The sequence below is a fragment of the uncultured Rikenella sp. genome, assembly GCF_947628055.1.
Taxonomy (GTDB): domain Bacteria; phylum Bacteroidota; class Bacteroidia; order Bacteroidales; family Rikenellaceae; genus Rikenella.
Genome location: NZ_CANQYJ010000007.1, coordinates 1 through 16,208 on the forward strand (window position 1 = coordinate 1; position 16,208 = coordinate 16,208).

Below are 16,208 nucleotides of genomic sequence, written 5' to 3' on the forward strand. Positions count from 1 at the left end.
CCAAGAGGGTACTGCCCTGTGCGGGCAGGCCCCGGGTGACCCCGGCGGGACGGGCGAAACTGCGTTTCGCTTGGGCCGGAACTACCCCAAACAAAAGCCGCGCGCCAGGGATAAACAGGTTTTGTCCGCACGCCGGGAAAATCATTCGGTTTCAACTCAAGTTGAAACCGTCGATTTTCCTCTTTCGCCGTGGCGCGGTGCCGCTCGGCACTCGAACCTGGGATTTTGCTCCGTCTTACTCCAGAGGAAACAGCCCTCGGGCCGGAACTCCTCCGCATTCGGTTCACACAGATCATACACTTTTCCCTATCTTTGTTCTCCGGACTGCGGTTCCCCCTCAGTCAGGCCCCGTATGGACATCCTCCATGATTCCGGAGACGGAACGCCCTATCGATCGCCCGCTCACGGTATCGTCCGGGAATAGAACGCAGTCGGCGGAACCGGAATCAACAGCATTGAAAATGAAAAACATTATCGCCTGCATGAGAGCCCAGTATCCGGTATCCGACGAATCGATCCGGCAGCTGGAATCGCAGCTGACCGCCTGTCGTTTTCCCAAGAGATACCGGCTGATTCGGGAACACGCCTATTCCAAATGCGCCTATTTCATCGAAAAAGGGATGACCCGTTCCTTCTGGCCCGTGAACGGCGACGAGATCACCACCTCGTTTTCGACCGAAGGCGGCCTCGTGTTCAGTATGGACGAGCTGTATTACGGCAAAGCGAGCGAAGAAGTCGTGGAAACAATCGAAGAAACAGAGGCATACCGCATCGCACTGACCGACCTGACCCGTTTGTGGGAGACCGACCTCGGCCTGTGCAACTGGGGCCGGATCATCCACCAGAACGAATACCGGCGATTGCACCGCAGCCATCAGGAAAGGCTGACCCTGCCTGCCAAAGAGCGGTACGAAGCCTTCCGGCAGCAGTTTCCCGACGTCTGTCGGCGGGCGAATCTGAGTTATATCGCATCTTATCTGGGGATTACGCTCTCCACCCTCAGTCGGCTGCGGGCTGCGGAATGACGTCCGGGGAGGGGGAAACCGGCCGGCCGATTTTGACTTAGGACAAATTTTCGCATCCCCGGCCGGCCTATCTTTGCAGCAACACCAACCCATTAAACCCTTTCCGAACGAACCATGCAAACGAGTTCTTCTTTGCTCTTTCCGCAAAAACCGCATTACGAGATTCTGGACGGTCTGCGCGGGGTGGCGGCGCTGATCGTCGTCACGTTCCATCTCTTTGAAATTTATGCCGTCGAACCGTTCTACGTCGTGCCGGGGATCAACCACGGCTACCTGGCCGTCGATTTCTTCTTCGTCCTTTCGGGCTTCGTGATCGGCTACGCCTACGACGACCGATGGGGGCGGATGAACCTCCGGGACTTCGTCAAACGGCGCGTGATCCGGCTTCAGCCGATGGTGGTGCTGGGGGCGGTGATCGGGGGGCTGTGCTTTTACTTCGGCGCGGGCGAGATGTTCCCCCGTATCGGGGAGGTGCCGGTGTGGCAAATGCTGCTGGTGATGCTGGCCGGCTGTCTGCTGCTGCCGACGACCGCCGTCATACGCTATCCGTGGCACGAGATGTTCCCGCTGAATGGCCCGGCCTGGTCGCTTTTTTTTGAATATATCGCTAATCTGCTCTATGCGGTGGTTTTCCGGCGGTTGTCGAACGTGCTGCTGACCGTTTTGGTGGCCTGCTGCGGAGCGGCGCTCGTACGGCTGACGCTGTGCAGCGGGACAGGTAGCGTGCTCGGCGGGCACGAACTGACGGGGGAACATTTGCTGATCGGGCTGACGCGGGTGATGTATCCGTTTTTCTGCGGTTTGCTGCTTTTCCGGATGGGCAGACTGATTAAACTGCGGGGCGGTTTCTGGCTCTGCTCGTTCGTGCTGGCGGCGATTCTTTTCTTTCCGCGGCTCGGCGGCGAAGAACATATCTGGATGAACGGCATTTATGAATCGCTGAGCATTATCGTCCTGTTCCCGCTGATCGTGCTGGCGGGGGCGGGCAGCCCGATCCGGGGGAGGTTCTCGGAGGGGATTTGTCGTTTTTTAGGGAAAATTTCGTTCCCGCTCTACATCATCCACTATCCGTTCGTCTACCTCTTTATGGCTTATGTGACTGAACGGGGTTTGGGCTGGCGGCAGAGTTGGCCGTTGATGCTTGCGGTCGGGGTCGGCTGCGTGCTGCTGGCTTACGGGGCGATGAAACTATACGACGAACCGGTGCGAGAGTGGCTCCGGAACCGATTTCTCCGACACAAAAGCAAATAGCCGCCTTATTCCGTCGATCTATGGCAAGGGGGCTTTCCGATGAATCGGAAAGCCCCCTCCTTTTTGATCCGGGTGATGTCGGGGTAACCGGCCTCAACCGCTATTCCCGCTTCCAGACCTTGACCCAGTCGATCTCCATCTTCACCGGGAGCGTCGCCGGATCCACGCCGCCGACCCAGCCTCCCCCTAACTGCATGTCCAACAACAGATAGTAAGCCTGGTCGAACGGAAACTGACCTTCGAGCTCCGTTTCGATCTTCGGATAGGTCAGCGTCGGCTGACCGTTCAGCGTGAACACGATCTTGTCCGGATAAAATTCCACCCCGTAAGTATTATACCCCCCGCGGCCGATCGGCACCGTCGTATAGCGCTGCGGCGTATCCTGCTTCAGTTTCAGGGTGTAGTACGAGTGGATCGTCTGGTAAGCGATCGTGTCGTAATTCAGGTGCTCCATGATGTCGACCTCGCCGTTCCTCGGGTAGCGGCCGTATTTTTCGTCCTGCGACAGCATCCAGAACGCCGGCCAGGCTCCCCGAGCCTCGCCCAGCCGAGCCCGGATTTCGATCTTGCCGTATTTCACCGCGAACTTATTTTTCGTCCATACGCCTCCCGTGAGATACCGTGCCGTGTCCTGGTCGCGGCGGTCGTTGACGATCCCGTGCAGGATCAGGTTTCCGTCCTTGACCTCATACAGGTCGTCCCGCGAGGACATATAGTTGTTCCACTCCGCAGTCCCCCTCGGAATCTTCGACCATTTGGCCGGGTCTAAGAATCCGTCCTTGTTGAAATCGTCCTGCCACACGATTTTCCACTTCGGTGTCTTTTCCTGTTTCTGTTTCGCCGCCGCGCCGCAGGGCAGCAGGAATACGGCTGCGCCAAACAGAAGCGCCGCACCGGAAAGGGTTCTTTTCATTCGGTTATATTTGGTTTGGGTTAGTCTTCCTGCGTCTATTCTTCGGATTTGATCACTTGCTCGACCTGTTTCTGGGCCTTGAGGAGTTTTTCCTTGCAGAGGGTGATGAGTGTCGTGGCCCGCTCCACATAAGCGCCCAGCTGGTCGATGTCGAGTTCGTCGCCGTTCATTTTCGCCAGAATCTCCTCGATCTCCGCCACTGCCTCCGCATAGGTGATCTTTTCCGTCGGATTCGTCTTAGCCATTTTTCTTATGAATTGATTTCGATATAACGTCCGCCTCCAAAACGCCGTCCCGCAGTTCGATCTCCACCGACTGCCCGACCTCCGCTTCGGCGGCATTCCTAACCCCTTTGACGATGGCGTAGCCGCGGGACAAGATTCGCTGCGGGCTCGCCGCCTGTACCGATACTTCCAGCCAGTTCAGCCGGGCATCCTGGCGCTGCAAGGCCCCCCGGGTGGCCGCCGCCAGCCGCTCTGCGGCGTAGTCCGTCCAAGTCGTTCCGGCCGCCAGCCGCCGGGTCGAATGCTGGCCCAGCAAAGTGCCGAACGAGAAGCAGCGCCGTCTTTCGCCGGCCAAACGCTCAACCGCCGCCGAACGCAGTCCGTTTCTGAACCGGTCGAGCCGTGCCATGCCACCGTGCAGCAGCCCCATGCTTCGCGAAGCCAGCAGCAATCCCGCGTTCTCTATCCTGCCGGTCTCCATCATCAGCGTCCGCTGTGCGAGGCCCGTTGCTTCATCGTACAACTCTTCCAATCGGCTGTGCATCTCTGCGGCCCGTGACACCAGAAAAGCCGCCACCGCCGTCGGCGTCTTGAGCGAGGTGTGGGCCACCATATCCGCCACACTCACGTCTTTGTCGTGCCCGATCCCCGTAATAACCGGCAGCGGGAATTGGGCCACATAAGCGCACAGCCTGTAATTGTCGAAACATCCCAGATCGCTCGTCGAACCCCCTCCGCGGATCATGACCACCGCATCGAATCCGTCTCCCGCTTCCGCAATGGCGTCCAAAGCATCCACGATCGAGCTTTCCGCCGCATCGCCCTGCATCACCGAGGCGAACAGTTTGACCTCGAATCGGTACGGCGAAGCGTTCAGCTCCTGCATGAAATCGCGGTATCCCGCCGCTTTGGGCGACGAGATGACGGCGATCCGCTGCACGACCTCCGGCAGATCGAACTCTTTGTTCATCCCGAAGACTCCCTCTTCCTGCAACTTGGCGATGGTCTGCCGCCGCAGGCGTTCGGTCTCTCCGAGGGTATAGCCCGGGTCTATATCGCTGATTATGAGACTGAGCCCGTAGACCGGATGGTACGAGACGGTGCACTTGACGAGTACTTTCATCCCGGCCGAGAGGTCGGAACCGGTCTGGAACCGGAAATAGCCGGAGATCATCTTGTAGCTGCTGCTCCAGATCACGGCGCGGACCTGCGCCACGGGCGATTTGCCGTTGTCCGGCCGCTCGACGAGCTCCAGGTAGCAATGCCCTGCGTAATTGACTTTGCATTCGCTGATTTCGGCGACCACCCACTGCGCTCCGCCGGCGTGCTGTTCGATCACGGCACGCAGATGCCCTTGCAGGACGGACAGGGTGACGAAATTCTCCATACGGCAAATATAAGCCTCTTTTCTCTTTGTCGGGCAGCGAGCCTCCGTTTTCTTGCCTGAAAGCCTTCCCTGTGCGGATACGGGCCGTACCTGTCCGGCAATTTTTTGCGGCGGAACGCATGTGTGGAGACGACAACAACAAGGCCGTTCCCCGTTTCTCGGGGAACGGCCTTACCGCTGTACGACGCAGCCGGAAAAATTATTTCGGATCGAGCGTATCGCCGATCTTTTTCGCCAAATACTGGTAGTGCGCCTTGACCGCCGGGTCGGACGACCGAGCCCCTTTCAGACGGTTCTGGAGCGTGCGCAGTTCATAGGTCACCCGTGCCGGCACATCGTTTAAGGCAGTCGTCCCCGGCTTCGGCAGCAGCGAGAGCAGCCGATCCGTATAAAGGGTCTGCAACCCGCGGCGATAAACATCCGGCGCCGCACCGGTAGAAAGCTCGCGCCAAACGCTGCGATTCAGGTCGCCGAACAGGTCGGTCACCGTATAAGCCTCCCTGCCCTGTGCCGTTTCGGCTTTGATGAGGTTCTCGAGCACCCGGTTGCTGAGCAACGCCTTCAACCCGGCAGCCTGCACCGATGCGATCACCTCCGGCCCGTTCAGACCGATTTTGCCGTAAATATCCTCGTCGATCAGCCAAACCGGCGTGGTAAACAGATTCCGGTCGAGGAACGCCATCGCCTCCTTCTGTTTGGCCTTTTCCACATAGGCATACACCGGCCCCGCCTGCTCCACCGTCTTCGGCGTTTCGTAGATGCCGCCCACCCACTTGGCCACGTGGCCGTTGTAGCGCTTGAATTGCGAAACCACTTCCGTATACAGAGTCTCGAGGTTATCGTATCCCTCGTTCGGCGTGCGCGTCCACTCCGGAATCCCCGCCAAAACCACCTTCAGGTTCCTGATCCCCAGCTCGTTTGCCCGCATCTGGTTGTCCCCCAAGTCCTCGTTCTGTTCGCGCGGGTCGTCCGGATTGATCTCCGTCCCGAACCACAGGCGCGGATTCCCCTCCAAGCGGCCGATGATCCACCGGTTCAGCGTATCGGCCTCGGCTTCCGGAGAGGTGAGGTCCGGGAAGCGCCGATACCCCCACTCGATCGCCCATTTGTCGTAGTCGCCGATGCGCGGGTAAAGCAATTCCCGCCGAATCCCGTCCTCCGGCTGCGCCACGTAGTTGAAGCGCGCATAGTCCATGATCGAAGCCGTATGGCCGTTCTTCTCGAGGAACGACGCACTCCGCAGACTGTCCACGGGCGTCAGGGACGACGAGCCGAAGTTGTGCCTCAGCCCCAGCGTATGCCCCACCTCGTGCGACGACACGAAGCGGATCAGATCCCCCATCAAAGCGTCGTCGAAGACCATCCGCCGCGCCCCCGTGTCGCTCGGCGCCGCCTGAATCATATACCAGTTGCGCAGCAGGTTCATCACGTTGTGGTACCAATTGATGTGGCTTTCGAGAATCTCGCCCGTGCGCGGGTCGCTCACATGCGGGCCGCTGGCATTGGCCACGTTCGACGGTTTGTAGACGATCGCCGAATTGCGCGCATCTTCCAAACTCCACGTCGAGTCCTCTTCCGGCGTCGGCGCCACTTTCGCCACGATCGCATTCTTGAACCCCGCCTGCTCGAACGCCGCCTGCCAGTCATTGACCCCCGCAATCAGGTACGGCACCCACTTCTTCGGTGTCGCCGGGTCGATGTAGTAGACGATCGGCTTGGCCGGTTCGACCAGTTCGCCCCGCCGGTATGCCTCGACATCTTCCGGTTTCGGCTCTAACCGCCAGCGGGTGATCATCTGAATGTTCTTAATCCCTTGCGGATTCTTGTCGTAGTCGATATAGCGGTCGGTGAAGTACCCCACGCGCGGATCGAACCACCGCGGCTGCATCGGCACCTCGGGCAGCAGGATCAGCGAGCTGTTGATTTCGTAGGTCGCCGGCATCGGACTGGGTTTGTATCCGGGGAAATTGCTTTTGGGCGTGATGAGGTAGCTGCGCGTGCTCTTCATCTCGACATTCTCCGGAAAGGCCTTCACCCCCACGATATATGACTTGTCTTTCTGGAATCCGCCGATATTCATATTGGCTTTGAAGTAGTTGTCGAAACCAGTCAGTTCGACGTCTCCGCCGATGAAGTCGGTCGCATCCACTAATACGGAGTCTTTCGCTTTGCTGGCGGCTTTGATCTCGAACGAGGCGACGATCGGCTGCATGTTGGAACGAATCACCGCCCGGTACATATCTCCGGTCGTGTCGCGCGGCAATTCGCGCGTGGAGATGTTTTCGACAAAGAGCCGTTTCTTGTCCGGTGACTGCCGGAAGCGGATCATGTTTTCGCCGACCGGGTCGCCGGCGTAGCCGAAGAAACCGTTCCGCATATCCGCCGCGGCTTTCGAGATCCGGTTCACGACCAGCATGTCCCGCCCCATCAACGAATTGGGAATCAAAAAGTAATACCGTCCTTCCTGTTCAAAGACGGTGAACAGGCCGTCCGTCCGCTTAGCTCCCGGCTTGATCACAGCAGCGATGCTCCCTTTCGGCGCTGCAGGTTTCACGGCTGTCGTATCGATGCCTTTCCTTCTCTTTTTCACCGGGGCAGTCTTTTTCCCCGTGTTCTGTTCGGTCTTCGCTTTCGCAGCCGGCTCGGTACCTTGCGCCTTTTCCGGCATTCCGATGCCGATCCAGGCGGCTAATGCAACAATCCAAACTCTATTCATAGGTGTATTTATTATGGTTCGTCAAAAAATCCGGGGATACTGCGTTGCAGAAATTCGGTCGCCCGAGTTGTTCGCAGCAGATTCCGGATCATTCCCGGGTGTGTCCCCGCACGACCGCCAGCGTCGCCACGCTGATCACGGCTTCCGGCAGCGCGGTGCGGATCGCTGCCGCGCAGGCTGTGACTGTGGCTCCCGTGGTGAGCACGTCGTCCACCAACAGGATGTGCCGGCCTCGCAGCCGATCCGGGCAGCGGAGGCGAAATGCTCCTTCCACATTCCTGCGCCGTGCATCCGAATCCCGGTGCAGAGCCTGCGTCCGGGTCCGGCGAATGCGTTTCAAGGCGCGGAAATCGCACGGGATGCCCATACTGCTGCTGAGCCCTGCGCATATCTCTTCGGCCTGGTTATATCCCCGCTGCATCCGTTTGCTCCAATGCAGCGGAACGGGCACCAGCACATCCGCACGGTCGAAGAAAGGCGAGTCGCGCAATTCGCTGCCGAACATCTCGCCCAACGCGATCGCTATGTCCCGGCGTCCGCCGTATTTGAGCGAATGGATCATGGCCCGGTATCCGCTTTCGTGCCGGAAGTAAAGCAAGGCCGAAGCCTGGTGCAAATCCGGGATCCGTTTCCGCAGCATCGCTGCCGCCGGGTTGTCGCTGCCCGTCCAATAGTCCGTGAGCGGCATATCCCAACGGCAGCGCAGGCAAATCGTGCGTTCGCCCGGAGCGAGCGCCTCGCCGCAGACCGGACAGATCGCCGGAAACAGCTGATCGCCGATCCATCGTAAAGGGGAAAGAAACCGGTCTTTCAATTCGGCAGCGGTTTAGTATTCCGTCCCGGACACCGATGCCGCTTTGAAGAGGCTGTCTGCCGGCGAGTCGGCGATCGGGCTTCGGATCAGGTTCGAGATAGGCATATGTTCCTCGCGTACCACCACGGCTTTCGGAAAGACCTCGCGCACCCGGCCCAGCAGCATGGAGGCCTCGGTCATGTCCAAACAATACCCGACCATCGTCTTGAATGTCGGGTTGGCGTAAACCACTTCGCCCGGAATGCCCGGGAACCGGCTGCGGAACGTGCTCAGCGCACCGTTAGCCAAACTCCGCCCATTCTGGGTGTTGTCGAAAAAGATGCAAATCCGGTAACCCACACCGATGTCGTTTTTCGGCGATGTGCGAAGCCCTGCTGCAACGTCGCTGTCGTTGCTCACGGAAACCCGCGCTCCCGTCGAAGCATCCGGCACGCGCAACCGCGCCGTATAGGTGCTCACCCGATCCTGGGCGCCGGCGGAAAGAGTGACTGCCGCCAAAGTGAAAAGCCATGCGAGTCGTTTCATCGTGATAGTCTGAATTCGATCGGATGAGTAAAAAGTCTGTCCGACAGTCCCAGCATTTTTTCGCTGGCCCGGCGGTTGAAACGGACGGTCTGCATACGGCCGCCGCAGTCGATGCCCAGCACTCCGGCAATCCGCAGCGGCGGTCGCCGGCCGGGAGCCTCTCCTTTGCGCAGAAGCATCTTCATAACGGTTTTCAGCCCGTCCTGCGGAACCCGGATACGTACCGGCAGTTCCACCCGATTATAACCCGGAGGCACCGTGACAGGCTGCAAAAGCGTCACCACTCCCAAAACCCGTTTCCCCCGCCGCACTTCAAACCGGGCGCTGCCAAAGGTAACGTTTTTTTTGTTCCCGTTGTACAGCGGCACGACGGCCGTTCCCTCCGCCGAACCGAAGCCCAAGGTCTCGGTTCGGAAAGCCTCGACCGGGCCGCAGTCGATCTTCGCTAATTTTCCTGTCGCGCAGGCATTCAGCAACAGGACTAAGAGGAGCGGGGTCAGTATCTTGATTGTCTTCATCGTTTTCCTGGTTTTCCGGCTGTGTATATCGTAGCGATCCCCCCCATGAGCACTTTCATCTGCGGATCGGCGAACCCGGCCTCCGCCAGCATGCCGCAGAATCGCTCCCCGTATGGAAATTCGCCCACGGACTCCGGCAAATAAGTGTAGGCCCGCGCATCTTTTGAAACCAAACGTCCGATTTCCGGCAGGATCCGCCGGAAATAGAACCGGTAAAGCCGGCCCGGAACATTGTGTTCGGATGGCATCGAAAATTCCAGAATATAAGCCCGCCCGCCCACGGCCAGCACGCGGTACATTTCGCGCAGCCCTTTCGGCAAGTCCTCGAAATTCCGCACCCCAAAGCCGCAGGTCACCGCCTCGAACGCCCCGTCCGCGAAGGGCAACGCCTCCGCATCGCCTTCGATCATCGGGAACTCCCGCCCGGGAAAACGAGCCGCCACTTTTTCGCGCCCGATGCGCAGCATGCCGGGCGAAAGATCCATGCCGGTCACGGCGGCCGCCGGCAAAGCATGCCCCACGGCAATAGCCAGGTCGCCCGTCCCCGTGGCCATGTCCAGCACGCTCTGCGGGGCCTGCCGGCGGATCATCCGGACGACCTGGGCCCGCCACCGCCGGTCGATATTCATCGACAGCAAGTGGTTCAGCAGGTCGTAACGCCGCGCTATGGAGTCGAACATTTCGCGAACCTGCTCTTTTTTGCCGGCCGGGTTTTCGTCGTGCGGTTTTATCATTGGAATCGGATCGATTTGTCGGGCGCGATGCGCGCGATAATGGCCGCAGGCAATGCCATAGCGAGTGTAATGACCGCCAGCGTTCCCAAGTTGAGCAGGACGACCTGCGCCCACTCCACCCGCACCGGCACGGCCGCCATCATATAGTTTTCCGGGTCGAGGGTCACCCATCCCGTATGCTGTTGTACGAGGCACAAGACCAGCCCCGCGAGGTTCCCCCACAGAAGCCCCCGCAGGGTGATGCGCACCGAGCGCAGGATGAAAATGCGCTGCAAAACCGCATTGCGCATCCCCAGGGCTTTCAGTATGCCGATCGTCCGGGTCTGCTCTATCGCCACGATCAGGACGCCGGAGGCCATATTGACCACCGCGACCACCAGCATGATGACGATCACGATAGCGGTATTCAGCTCCAGCATCTCCAGCCAGTCGAATATCTGCGGATAACGCTCTTCGACCGTCGCCACCTCGAGGCTTTGCGCAGCCTCGTCCGATGCGGGAGCGCCCCAGCCCTCCAACACCAGCGCCGGATGCAGCGTTTCCGCCAACGACAAAGCGACTTGTTCGCGGTCGGCGCCGGGTGCCACGGCAATCTCGTATCCGCCGATCTGCTCCCGGCTCCAACCGTTCAGCCGCTGCACCACGCTCAGGTCGCCGATGACCGTCATCCGGTCGAACTCTTCCATGCCGCTGTCGTATATTCCCGCTACCCGCAGCCGGTCGCGCCGGGGGGCGTCGCCGCCCACGAACAGCACTTCAAACCGGTCGCCTAAGCCCAAACGCATGGAGCGGCTCAAGGTCTGCGAGATCACCGCATCGCGGTTCCGCCGGGTGTCCGTGTACGCCGGAATGTGTCCGGCGACCATCTGTTTATGGAGGAAAGAGGTGTCGCTTTCCGGGGCGAACCCTTTGAGCACGATGCCTGCCAGGAGACTGTCGCCGCGAATGATGCCTGCTTTGGCCGCGAACCGCTGGACGTGGGCCACGCCGTCCGCCGCAGCGATCCCGGCGACCGACAAAGAGTCGCAAGTCACCGGAAGCGCTTCATAGGAGTTGCCGCTGCCCCCCGCTGTCACCTGAATATCGGAGGCGAAGCCGGAAAGTTTCGCCGTAATCGTGCTGCTGAATCCGTTCGCCACCCCCAGTGCGACCAGCATCACGGCTGCGCTGACCGCCACGCAAAGTGTGGCGACCCGCAGCATGATGCCGGCTTTGCGTCCCCCGCCGCTCAGTCGCCGGGCTATGAAGGTTTCGAGTATCAAACGGCCTGTGGTTTATTCCCTGCAAAAGTAGCTGAAATTTTTGGGAAGTTCGGAAAAGTGTTGTACTTTTGCCCCCGGTGGATGTAGTTCAGTTGGTCAGAACGCTTGATTGTGGTTCAAGAGGTCGTCGGTTCGAGCCCGATCTTCCACCCTTTAGGATGCAAAAAGGCTTGCGCAATATTATCATGCGCAAGCCTTTTTCGCGTTTCCGGCAAGACCGGTCGGGCCGGACTATTTGATCTCGATTTCCTTGGATGCCGGAGCCATTTCCTCTTCTTTCTTCTTGGGAATGTCGATGGTCAGCACGCCGTTCTCGACGCGGGCTTCGATCTTCTCCTTGTAGATATTCTCCGGCAGGATCATGCTCTGCTGGAAGTGCGAGTAGTAGAATTCGCGCCGCAGGTAGCGGCCTTCCTCGTTCTGCTCGTTGTTTTCGGCGCTTTTGTCCATCGTAACGATCAGTTGGTTGTCGTCTTCGATCCGGATTTTGAAATCCTCTTTGGTCATTCCGGGAGCGGCCAGTTCGACTTCGTACCGGTTCTCGGTCTCGCGGATGTTGATGGCCGGCGAGTTGCTGTTGGTTTTGGCGAGCCATTCGTTGCCGAAGAAATCGTTGAATATCGACGGCAGCCAGTTCTGTGATCTTTTTGCAGGAATCATAATAGTTTATACATTAAAAGGTTAAACGTCTTGTTCGGCGGCTCCTGGGGAGCCGGTTGTCGAACGGAACAGCTGCAAAGGGTATGCCACGACCGTAAAAGGGACGATCTGACAGAAACTATATGTCAGATTGTCAGTGCGAACATTCCGGATTAATGCGTACCTTTGGAACATTTGAAAAAGGGTTTAATTTTTATTTCGCGATGTGCAGAAAATGGGCGTTTGCAGCGCTGGCCTGTCTGATGTGTTCGTTTGCGGCGGGAGCGCAGTCCGAGGCTGATACGGCGGGGGCCGTAAAGTTCGATTACGATGTGCGGCTGGGGGCTTTCCTCGACAACGGGGAGTACAGTTCGGATTACAAGGCTCCGCAGACTTTATCGGGGGCTTATGTCATCCCGACAGTGGGGCTGCGCTTCGGGGCCGGACACCGGATCATGACGGGGATCAGTTTCTTGCAGCAATTCGGACAGAAGCCGTTCGGCGAGGTGCCGGATTTTCTGGCGTACTATAATTATAAGGGACGGGTGTTCGACGGGTTCGGCGGGCTGCTGCCGCGGGATGAGATGAAGGGCTATTATTCGCGGGCGCTCTTTTCGGATTCGGTGGGCTATTTCAAACACACGCTGGCGGGTGCTTTGCTGCAATGGGAGGGCGAACGCGGACAGATCGAGGCTTTCTTCGACTGGAATGCGGAGGATACCGAGACGGGCAAGGAGTCGTTCATGGCGGGTTTGGCCGGGCGGCTGGATTTGGGACGGCGCAGGCTGTTCTGTGTGGGGCTGGCGGGCTATATGTACCATTATCGGCCGGGAACGAAAAGCGTGGAGGAGGGTCTTTCGCAGAATTTCCTGGTGGATAATGTCATGTACCATGTGTATGGCGGGGTGGATTTAGGGGCGGTTACGGCGCTGGATATTCTGTCGATAGATGCGGGGATCGTGGGCTCGATGTCGCGCGGACGAATCGAGGTGGGTAATGCGGGGGGCTGGACGGCGCGGGCCGGTTTCCATGCGCGGTTCAATATCGAGTGGCACGGCTGGGGATTGGAGGATACTTTCTTCGCGGGCAAGGGATTGATGCCGTTGTGGAATGCTTACGGAACGCTGGTTTACTGGGGCGATGCGTTTTACAATGCGTCGGTTTATAACCGGACGGACTTGTACTGGGCCAAGACTTTGGGCCGCCGGCTGTCGATTCGGGCTGCGCTGGTGTTCCACCAGACGGCGCAGGGGGTAGATTTCTGCCAGCAGGCGTCGGTGCGGGTGCATTTGTGGAAATAGGTCGAACGAACGGGTTATCGTGCCTCTGTCCGGCGATTTTTGCCGCGGGATGTTTTTTCTCCGCCGGATGGTTGTATGTTGTGTTGTCTGTCGGGTAATGACGGTCTGTGCTGCTACGCGAATGCACGGGCTTGTATTGAGTTTCCGCGCCAGCGGTGGCCGCGGTCGCAACGGCACCTGACTCGGGAGATTCTGCCTTAAAAGATGGGCGCGAGGCCGAATACGCAGAACTTTTTATCGTATAGTTATTTTAGACACCGGCAAGCTTTTGCAATGTCGTCGGTGATCTCCCTATGTCAGGCCGGAGCCATCCCGGGCGGAAGGTGCCGCTCGGCACTCGAGCCGGACCTGTAACTGCCTTAAACAGTCCCCGCTGGCTCCGGCCCGTGTGAAAAAAGTCGTTTTAAAAATTGTAGGGTTTATTTAGCATTGTGTCGTGCGGGACTGCCCTTTCAAGAAAGGACAGTCCCGCACGGCACAGTGCAATTAACCGATCGACCGGTTATTCCTCGTCCTGATCTTTCGTCCGCGACTGATACGGCTTGATGACCCCCCGTTTTGATCCGGCAAAGAAAGCCAGCATCTCCCGTTTGGCATCCGAGTCAGGCATCTGCTCCTGGAGTATCCCGCAAGCCTTGCCATAAGAGTAGCCGTTCTGGAACATGATCCGGCAAATATCCATGATCTCGTTGATCTGTTCCGAGGTAAACCCCCGCCGGCGCAGCCCGATCGAATTGACCCCCACGTACGACGCCGGATTGTGCGCCACCTTGATGAACGGTGGAATATCCTTTCCCACCATCGTCCCCCCGCTGGTCATAGCATGCTTTCCCACGCGGCAGAACTGGTGTATCGCCGTATGCCCCCCCAGAATCGCCCAATCGTCCAATTCGACCTCCCCCGCCAGCGACACATTGTTCGCCAAGATGCAGTGATCCCCCACCACGCAGTCATGCCCCACATGCGCATAGGCCATGATCAAAGTATCGCTCCCCACAATGGTCGTTCCTTTCGCTGCCGTGCCTCGATTGACCGTCGCACACTCCCGGATCATCGTTCTGTCGCCGATCACCGCCGTCGTCTCCTCGCCTCTGAACTTGAGGTCTTGCGGAATCCCGGCGACCGACGCCCCGCTGAATATGCGGCATTCGCGCCCGATCACCGCCCCGTCGTTGATCACGGCATTCGGGCCGATCCACGTTCCGTCGCCGACGGTCACCCGGCCGGCGATATATGCAAAAGGCTCTACCGTAACGTTTTCGCCCAGTTTAGCGTCCGGATGGACATAGGCCAAGGGATGTATCATGCTTTTTCTGAAAGTCTAAAAATACTCGTTCCGGAAACCGGATACTATTTGTTCTTGGTAATCAGCGCCATCAGTTTGGCTTCGGTCGCCAATGTATTTCCGATATAAGCCCGCGCATCCATCTTGACGATCCCGCGCCGGATCGGTTCCGAGAGCCGCAGCTCGAACTGGAGCGTATCCCCCGGCACCACCTTGTGCCGATACTTCACCCCGTCGATGGTCATGAAATAGGTGGAGTAATTCTCCGGATCCGGCACGGTGCTCAGTGCCAGAATCCCGCCACACTGCGCCATCGCCTCCACCTGCAAAACCCCCGGCATGACCGGTTCGTCAGGGAAGTGCCCCACGAAGAACGGCTCGTTCATAGTCACGTTCTTGATCCCCACCACCTCGGTGTCCGTGAGATGGATGATCTTGTCCACCAAGAGGAACGGCGGCCGGTGCGGCAAGGTCGCCTTGATCCGATTAATGTCGTAGATCGGCTCCGCATTCGGGTCGTATTTGAAAGTCGGCCTGTCCGCATCGCGCTTGATCTGTTTCCGCAGCAGCTTCGCAAATTCGGTATTGATTGCATGTCCCGGCCGGGTGGCGAGAATCCGCCCCTTGATCCGCATCCCCACCAACGCCAAATCCCCCAGCAGGTCCAACAGTTTGTGCCGCGCAATTTCGTTGTCGAAATGAAGTTCGAGGTTATTGAGATACCCCTGCCGATCCGCCGCCACCCCTTCGCGCCCGAAGAGTTTCCCGATCTGCGCCGCCTTGTCCGCCGAGACCGGCTGTTCGACGATGACGATCGCATTGTCCAAATCCCCTCCTCGGATCATGTTGTTCTGGATGAGCGGTTCGATTTCGTGCAGGAAGACAAAAGTCCGGCTCGGCGCCACCGCCGCCGCAAAATCGTCCCCGCCGTCCGTCCCGACCGAAAAAACGGCATACTGTTTTCCCACCACATGCGAATCGAAATCGACGTTCGCTGTCACGGAAAAAACGTCGTCCGGATAGGCGACGATCTCCCGTCCGTTATCCAACGCAAGGACGGTTTTTTCCGATATTTCGTAGTATTTCCGCGGAGCATCCTGCGGAACGATCCCCGCCTGCCGAATGAGCCTGACCCACGGCATCGCCGAACCGTCAGCGATCGGCACTTCGCCTCCGTCGACCTCGACGAGGGCATTGTCCACTCCGCATCCCCACAGCGCCGCCATCAGATGTTCGATGGTCGAAACGGTCGCCTCGCCCTTTTTCAAAAGCGTGCTGCGCGAGGTCTGGAACACATTGTCCGCCACGGCTTCGATCACCGGCCGCCCCTCGAGGTCGGTCCGGCAGAATTTGATCCCGTGTCCGGCCTCCGCCGGCTGTATCGTAAGGTTCACAGTCGCTCCCGTGTGCAGTCCCTTCCCGCTGAAGGTCGCGGCTGCGCCGAGCGTTTGCTGTTTTTCGGTCATAACTGGTCAGTTTTGGGGACAAAGGTATGAAAAAAATAACATTATGCCACTTTATCGGTTCCGACCCGTGCGATTCCCGGAGACCGGGCGGCGGAATGCGGTTCCGGCAGTATGTTTGCTGTGTATGGAGATCGGAAAAATGATTAAC

General features: G+C 58.7%; 15 protein-coding genes and 1 tRNA gene. 4 read left to right on the plus strand and 12 right to left on the minus strand.

Annotated elements, in window-relative coordinates; all coding sequences use genetic code 11:
- Positions 1 to 461: 461 nt before the first annotated feature.
- Positions 462 to 1,025 (plus strand): Crp/Fnr family transcriptional regulator, encoded by a 564-nt coding sequence (locus tag Q0Z93_RS01330; RefSeq protein ID WP_298061814.1) that lies wholly within the window; start codon positions 462 to 464, stop codon positions 1,023 to 1,025.
- Between the two features lie 114 nt (positions 1,026 to 1,139).
- On the plus strand, positions 1,140 to 2,276 hold the full coding sequence (locus Q0Z93_RS01335) for an acyltransferase (protein WP_298061816.1): 1,137 nt from the start codon (positions 1,140 to 1,142) through the stop codon (positions 2,274 to 2,276).
- 100 nt (positions 2,277 to 2,376) lie between these two features.
- On the opposite strand, the gene Q0Z93_RS01340 is transcribed toward Q0Z93_RS01335, so the two are convergent.
- From Q0Z93_RS01340 to Q0Z93_RS01380, 9 genes are all read right to left on the minus strand, one after another.
- Positions 2,377 to 3,189 (minus strand): glycoside hydrolase family 16 protein, encoded by an 813-nt coding sequence (locus Q0Z93_RS01340; RefSeq protein ID WP_298061819.1) that lies wholly within the window; start codon positions 3,187 to 3,189, stop codon positions 2,377 to 2,379.
- A gap of 35 nt (positions 3,190 to 3,224) precedes the next feature.
- Entirely contained in the window at positions 3,225 to 3,434 is a 210-nt protein-coding gene (xseB, locus tag Q0Z93_RS01345) for an exodeoxyribonuclease VII small subunit (protein ID WP_298061820.1), read from the minus strand.
- On the minus strand, positions 3,427 to 4,800 hold the full coding sequence (gene xseA, locus Q0Z93_RS01350; protein ID WP_298061822.1) for an exodeoxyribonuclease VII large subunit: 1,374 nt from the start codon (positions 4,798 to 4,800) through the stop codon (positions 3,427 to 3,429). The genes xseB and xseA overlap by 8 nt, the downstream gene beginning before the upstream one ends.
- A gap of 199 nt (positions 4,801 to 4,999) precedes the next feature.
- Positions 5,000 to 7,516, minus strand: coding sequence for a zinc-dependent metalloprotease (locus tag Q0Z93_RS01355; protein WP_298061824.1), 2,517 nt, complete (start codon positions 7,514 to 7,516; stop codon positions 5,000 to 5,002).
- A gap of 88 nt (positions 7,517 to 7,604) precedes the next feature.
- Positions 7,605 to 8,330, minus strand: a complete 726-nt coding sequence (locus Q0Z93_RS01360; RefSeq protein ID WP_298061825.1) for a ComF family protein — start codon at positions 8,328 to 8,330, stop codon at positions 7,605 to 7,607.
- Between the two features lie 12 nt (positions 8,331 to 8,342).
- Entirely contained in the window at positions 8,343 to 8,855 is a 513-nt protein-coding gene (locus Q0Z93_RS01365; RefSeq protein WP_298061827.1) for a hypothetical protein, read from the minus strand.
- Entirely contained in the window at positions 8,852 to 9,373 is a 522-nt protein-coding gene (locus tag Q0Z93_RS01370) for a hypothetical protein (RefSeq protein WP_298061828.1), read from the minus strand. The genes Q0Z93_RS01365 and Q0Z93_RS01370 overlap by 4 nt, the downstream gene beginning before the upstream one ends.
- Entirely contained in the window at positions 9,370 to 10,107 is a 738-nt protein-coding gene (gene ubiE, locus Q0Z93_RS01375; protein WP_363291346.1) for a bifunctional demethylmenaquinone methyltransferase/2-methoxy-6-polyprenyl-1,4-benzoquinol methylase UbiE, read from the minus strand. The genes Q0Z93_RS01370 and ubiE overlap by 4 nt, the downstream gene beginning before the upstream one ends.
- Positions 10,104 to 11,369: an ABC transporter permease gene (locus Q0Z93_RS01380; protein WP_298061829.1), complete on the minus strand. Its 1,266-nt coding sequence runs from the start codon at positions 11,367 to 11,369 to the stop codon at positions 10,104 to 10,106. The genes ubiE and Q0Z93_RS01380 overlap by 4 nt, the downstream gene beginning before the upstream one ends.
- 76 nt (positions 11,370 to 11,445) lie before the next feature.
- Here Q0Z93_RS01380 and Q0Z93_RS01385 point away from each other — a divergent pair.
- Positions 11,446 to 11,521 (plus strand) — tRNA-His (locus Q0Z93_RS01385).
- A 79-nt stretch (positions 11,522 to 11,600) separates the two neighbouring features.
- Here the strand turns inward: Q0Z93_RS01385 and Q0Z93_RS01390 are convergent.
- Positions 11,601 to 12,029, minus strand: coding sequence for an Hsp20/alpha crystallin family protein (locus tag Q0Z93_RS01390; RefSeq protein ID WP_298061831.1), 429 nt, complete (start codon positions 12,027 to 12,029; stop codon positions 11,601 to 11,603).
- Positions 12,030 to 12,232: 203 nt separating this feature from the next.
- On the opposite strand from Q0Z93_RS01390, the gene Q0Z93_RS01395 reads away from it, so the two are divergent.
- Positions 12,233 to 13,309 (plus strand): hypothetical protein, encoded by a 1,077-nt coding sequence (locus Q0Z93_RS01395; RefSeq protein ID WP_298061833.1) that lies wholly within the window; start codon positions 12,233 to 12,235, stop codon positions 13,307 to 13,309.
- A 502-nt stretch (positions 13,310 to 13,811) separates the two neighbouring features.
- Here Q0Z93_RS01395 and lpxA read toward each other — a convergent pair.
- Positions 13,812 to 14,615 carry an acyl-ACP--UDP-N-acetylglucosamine O-acyltransferase gene (gene lpxA, locus Q0Z93_RS01400; protein ID WP_298061834.1) on the minus strand — a complete coding sequence of 268 codons (804 nt, stop codon included), beginning with the start codon at positions 14,613 to 14,615 and terminating at the stop codon, positions 13,812 to 13,814.
- Between the two features lie 44 nt (positions 14,616 to 14,659).
- A complete protein-coding gene (locus tag Q0Z93_RS01405; protein WP_298061836.1) occupies positions 14,660 to 16,060 on the minus strand; it encodes a bifunctional UDP-3-O-[3-hydroxymyristoyl] N-acetylglucosamine deacetylase/3-hydroxyacyl-ACP dehydratase in 1,401 nt (466 codons plus the stop codon).
- Positions 16,061 to 16,208: the final 148 nt, after the last annotated feature.